This window comes from Macrococcoides bohemicum (assembly GCF_003259675.1).
Lineage (GTDB): Bacteria > Bacillota > Bacilli > Staphylococcales > Staphylococcaceae > Macrococcoides > Macrococcoides bohemicum.
This window is the reverse complement of record NZ_PZJG01000015.1, coordinates 1-4,902: the sequence shown is the minus strand read 5'-3', so window position 1 is coordinate 4,902 and position 4,902 is coordinate 1. Positions and strand designations below refer to the sequence as shown.

The window sequence follows — 4,902 nt, the reverse complement described above, 5'->3', positions numbered from 1 at the left end:
ATATGGAGTATTATAATTTAGTCAGAAAGAAGAGAAAATTAAAAAGCAAGACTCCTGTAGAATACAGAAATCTTGCTTTAATGAAAGTAGCTTAATAAAAAGTTCAACTTTTTGGGTTCACTACAAAAGAAGGCACTCTCTTCGGGTTTTCGGTCTGTACTGAAATCAAGGTATTATTGGGAATCCCAGCTTAAATCATAGATACCGTAAGGGATTTTATTCTTTATTTAAAACTTTGCAACAGAACCTTTTATACCTTATTAGCTTTTATTGTTCTTGTTCATTGATATGAGTTAAGACTTGTTCGAGAATACTGAAAACATGAAGATCATCAAGACTGTAAACCATGCTTTTCCCTTCTCTTCTTGCCTTCACTAAACGTGAATCTTTCAATATTTTTAGTTGGTGTGAAATCGCGGACTGTTCCATATCCAATGCAAGCACAATGTTTCCAACACTGAGCTCTTCTTTCTGTAAAAGAAAGAGAATTGACAAGCGTGTAGGGTCACTAATCACTTTGAATACTTTGCTTATTGATTGGATCTTCTCTTTATTGATTGGCGAAGTTGTTGATGTATCCATATGATCTTATTCCTCTCACATGATTTTCCATTCATATATATATAATACCACGTGAGTAAAACGATGCTAGTTTTTTGTTTATAGACAAAATTAAGACTTTTGTATCAGCAATAGTAGTCCATTTGAATAAGAAGCATCTTGTCTTGACAAAACTCATACAGTGAGTTAATATGATTTTGTAAACATATGAATATAACTTCATATCTTTATCATAATCATTCCGATTTACAAATAAAAGGAGATGGAGACTGGATAAGCCCAAACCATATGAATCCTTGCCTTACTTAAGCAAACAAACGAGCTCAGAATTTGCAAGGCACAAAAAAAGTCAACAAAAATCAAAGAAATTTAATAGAAAGGTGATAGAAATGGAAACTACCAAAGAGCAACATTCACAGGAAAAAGAGAAACATAACCACGACCATGATCACAATCACGGGAAGATGCCTATTATTCTATACTTTATTGGTTTGGCATTGGCAATTGTTGCATTGTTCTTAAGTGGAGAATATCAATTAATTAAAAACATCATGTTCTCACTCGCCACAATTAGTGCGGGCTATCATGTCATTGTTCTGGAAGGTCTTGGAGAGACAATTGAGAATACAAAAGCAAATAATAAGTTTACGCCTAATTCTCATATTTTAATGGGATTAGCGGCTATAGGAGCTTCAGCGATAGGGAATTTTTGGGAAGGAACGTTGTTGATTCTCATTTTTTCAGGCGCACATTTCCTGGAAGATTACGCTGAAGGAAGAAGTAGACGAGAAATAACGAAATTACTCGAAATGAACCCAACAACTGCTCGGTTAATTTTGCCTGATGGGAATACAAAGATTGTTGACGTCAGTGAATTAACAGTTGGGGACCAACTTCAAGTACTAAACGGTGACCAAGTACCCATTGATGGAGTCATTTTATCTGGCTCTACTTCCATTGATGAATCGTCTATTAATGGTGAAAGTATACCTAATGAAAAAACAAAAGGAGATACCGTTTTTGGGAGTACGATTAATGGGACAGGCACGTTTACAATGGAAGTCACCAAAGAAAACGAAGATACAGTATTTTCAAAAATTTTACAGTTAGTGAACCAGAACCAAGATAATCAAACAAAAGCTGCGAGTATTATCCAAAAATTCGAACCGAAATACGTCACAGTTGTTTTAATTGCCATTCCCCTGTTCGTGTTATTGGCTCCTGTTCTACTTGATTGGACATGGTCACAAAGTATTTATAGGGGATTGGTTCTTTTAGTTGCAGCTTCACCCTGTGCTTTAGCAGCAGCTACCGTATCGGTAACCTTATCAACAACCTCTAACCTGGCCAAAAAAGGTGTCCTTTCAAAAGGTAGTTCTTATCTGTCTCAATTAGCTGATACTCAAGCAATTGCGTTTGATAAGACGGGAACTTTGACCAAAGGAAAACCAGAAGTAACCAATTATTATTTTGCCGATTCTGTGAATGAAGAAAATATTATTGATATCGTAGTGGCTCTTGAAAAAGAATCCAATCACCCTTTAGCAGATGCCATTCTAAGAAAGTTTGAACAAAAAAATAAGCTTACCATTGAAGTAGAAAATCAGATTGGTAAAGGGTTGACGGGAGATTATAACGGAAGAAATTATCGGATTGGAAAACCAACTTCGTTTGACAATGTTGAAAATGAATATATTCGTTTAAATAAGGAATGGGCATCAGAAGGTAAGACAGTCGTATACGTAGCAGAAGATGAGAATGTCATTGGACTTATAGCTCTCATGGACATTCCAAGTGAACATGCAAAAGAAACTATTAATTACTTTAAAGAACACGGCATACACACCACTTTAATTACTGGTGACTCAGAAATGACAGGAAAAGCAGTTGCAGAACAATTAGGAATAGATGAAGTAATCGCGAATGTCATGCCAGAAGATAAATCTCGAATTATTGACGAGCAAAAAGAGAAATACGGCGTAACAGCAATGGTGGGTGATGGTGTAAATGATGCCCCTGCCCTTGTTAATGCAGATGTAGGTATTGCCATGGGGGACGGAACAGATGTAGCAGTAGAAGTGTCTGATTTGGTTTTAATGCAGAATAATTTATCCAAATTGGTACAATCTCATAATATTGCAACCAAAATGAATCGTGTCATTTGGCAAAATATTTTTTTCTCAATGGCCGTTGTTGTCTTTTTAATTATTGCTAGTTTCTTAGGTTTGACGGATATTGCAATTAGTGTCTTCCTTCATGAAGGAAGTACGTTGGTCGTTATTCTGAATGGACTTCGTTTATTAAAATCTAATTAATTCTATCAAAACCCATAAAGCTAGGGTATAGTAATAACTGTCTGAAGTTAATATGCCTTTAACGTTCTAAAAACGTTAGAGGCATATTTTTTATAAATTACTTTGTCTCAAAAACAGTCGATTATGATACGATTTTTAAGGACTGTTTTTTACTAAAAAAGTAGTCCTTTTCAGTATCAAAACTTTTTTCTTTATGTATGAATCTTTAACCACCATTTATGATACAATAAAATCAAAAAAAGGATGAGTTTTATGAATGGATATATATATGGCTATGCTAGAGTGAGTACACGATCACAAGAGTTAAACCGACAACTAGATTTACTCAATGAACAAAATTGCAATGAGATCCTTACTGAAAAAATGACTGGAACAAAATCCGATCGGCCTCAGCTGAACCGACTAAAAGATAAGATACGCCCTGGAGACACAGTTATAGTGGAAAGTTTCTCGCGTCTAGGTCGTAGTACTAAAGATTTAATTGATCTCGTTACTTACTTTGAAGAGCATAAAGTGAAGCTTGTAAGTCTGAAAGAAAACTTCGATACTAGTACACCCCAAGGACGCTTAATGATGACCGTTTTCCAAGCATTCAGTCAGTTTGAGCGTGATTTGATTGTAGAGCGTACGAAAGAAGGTTTAAAAAGCGCGCGGGCTAGAGGTAGAAAAGGTGGTCGCCCACGCGTTAATCAACGAGATATTGAAAGAGCAGTGAAACTATATGACAGTCAGGAATATAGTGTAAAAGAAATTACGGAAATGACTGGTATTAGTAAAGCTACACTCTATCGATATTTAAAATAGTAAAAAAAAAAAGCATTTTAAGGCAGTTTCGAATCTCCGAGTGGATGACTCTCCACGAAACAGTCTTAAAATGCGTTTTAGTTTATTCGATTCTACAGATATTATATAACTCAATTGTATTCTTTACGTATATCTACATCTTTATACCAATCTAAATGAGGAGCCAGTTCTAACTCTGGCATATCAGGGTATCCTGACCCTCTAAATGCTTCTACCACTAATCGGTGAATATACCTCTTTTATATTAGGTCTAATAGCAAAACCATCCCCTAACATTTTCTGAGAAAACACATCATCTTTCACCTCTGTAATTGGAACAAATACCCCTGTATTTATGCTATGTAGGGTTAATTGGTTCGTCTTCTTTTTAAATTTTTTAAATAAATTCACACTTTATCTTCCCTTCAAAGAAACAATTACTCCATTTCTAGTAATTCTCTCATTTCTGTCTTATAGACTGCTGCTTTATTACCATAAATAATTTGAATACCAGATGGAACATTAACAACACCATTTGCCCCTAGTTTTTCCGTGAAATGAGTACTTGATTCAACTTTACTTGGCTCTTTTAAAGTTATTCTCAAACGTGTAAAACAAGCATCTACTTTTTCAATATTATCTTTACCACCGACAGCAACAATGATCGCTTCTAAAAGCTCTTTAGAATCTGTAGTATTTTCAACAGTACCAGAAATAACAACATCCTCTACTTCTCTACCTGGAGTTTTTAAATTCCATTTAATAATAGCAAATTTAAAAATAAAATAATATAAACAAAAAGGTTCTGTTGCAAAGTTTTAAATAAAGAATAAAATCCCTTACGGTATCTATGATTTAAGCTGGGATTCCCAATAATACCTTGATTTCAGTACAGACCGAAAACCCGAAGAGAGTGCCTTCTTTTGAAGTGCACCCCTAAATGAACCTTAAAATTCAACTTTAGGGGTGTTTATTTTGAATAAAAAGCATGATCTTGATTTTAAATTAAAACTAATCAAAGAATATAAAGAAGGAAATATTGGTTATGATTCATTAAGTAACAAATATGATATCGATCCTTCACAACTAAAAACATGGACTTACCAATTTGATACCTTCGGTATTGACGGTCTTATATCCAGTATGACCAGAAAGAAATATTCAACAGATGAAAAATTAAGAATCATTCAGTATAGAATTACTAATCAACTTTCATATAAAGAAACTGCTAGAATCTTTGATA

The 4,902-nt window shown here is 34.4% G+C and carries 6 protein-coding genes and 1 pseudogene; 4 read left to right on the top strand and 3 right to left on the bottom strand.

Annotation, left to right across the window (positions count from 1 at the left end; all coding sequences use genetic code 11):
* Positions 1 to 2: 2 nt before the first annotated feature.
* Positions 3 to 95: an IS3 family transposase gene (locus BHX94_RS13250; protein WP_120787076.1), complete on the top strand. Its 93-nt coding sequence runs from the start codon at positions 3 to 5 to the stop codon at positions 93 to 95.
* 172 nt (positions 96 to 267) lie between these two features.
* Here BHX94_RS13250 and BHX94_RS12500 read toward each other — a convergent pair whose 3' ends face one another.
* The gene (locus BHX94_RS12500; RefSeq protein WP_048728532.1) at positions 268 to 582 is read right to left on the bottom strand and encodes an ArsR/SmtB family transcription factor; all 315 of its coding nucleotides are present in this window, start codon (positions 580 to 582) and stop codon (positions 268 to 270) included.
* Positions 583 to 950: 368 nt separating this feature from the next.
* On the opposite strand from BHX94_RS12500, the gene BHX94_RS12495 reads away from it, so the two are divergent.
* Both BHX94_RS12495 and BHX94_RS12490 read left to right on the top strand, forming a co-directional pair.
* A complete protein-coding gene (locus tag BHX94_RS12495; RefSeq protein ID WP_170120848.1) occupies positions 951 to 2,876 on the top strand; it encodes a heavy metal translocating P-type ATPase in 1,926 nt (641 codons plus the stop codon).
* 252 nt (positions 2,877 to 3,128) lie between these two features.
* Positions 3,129 to 3,677: pseudogene (locus BHX94_RS12490) on the top strand (recombinase family protein); the annotation flags it as partial.
* Between the two features lie 204 nt (positions 3,678 to 3,881).
* Here BHX94_RS12490 and BHX94_RS12485 read toward each other — a convergent pair.
* Both BHX94_RS12485 and BHX94_RS12480 read right to left on the bottom strand, forming a co-directional pair.
* Positions 3,882 to 4,070, bottom strand: a complete 189-nt coding sequence (locus BHX94_RS12485) for a PTS glucose transporter subunit IIA (RefSeq protein WP_198337171.1) — start codon at positions 4,068 to 4,070, stop codon at positions 3,882 to 3,884.
* Positions 4,071 to 4,096: 26 nt separating this feature from the next.
* A complete protein-coding gene (locus BHX94_RS12480) occupies positions 4,097 to 4,423 on the bottom strand; it encodes a glucose PTS transporter subunit EIIB (RefSeq protein WP_257790042.1) in 327 nt (108 codons plus the stop codon).
* A gap of 202 nt (positions 4,424 to 4,625) precedes the next feature.
* Here BHX94_RS12480 and BHX94_RS12470 point away from each other — a divergent pair.
* Positions 4,626 to 4,902, top strand: a 277-nt coding sequence (locus BHX94_RS12470) for a helix-turn-helix domain-containing protein (RefSeq protein WP_146606931.1), incomplete at its 3' end; no start/stop codon positions are given.

What these genes read in the sequence shown, in the direction of transcription:
- BHX94_RS13250 (WP_120787076.1), top strand. Translation starts at nt 3, where the DNA reads ATGGAGTATTATAATTTAGTCAGAAAGAAGAGAAAATTAAAAAGCAAG.
- BHX94_RS12495 (WP_170120848.1), top strand. Translation starts at nt 951, where the DNA reads ATGGAAACTACCAAAGAGCAACATTCACAGGAAAAAGAGAAACATAAC.
- BHX94_RS12500 (WP_048728532.1), bottom strand. Translation starts at nt 582, where the DNA reads ATGGATACATCAACAACTTCGCCAATCAATAAAGAGAAGATCCAATCA.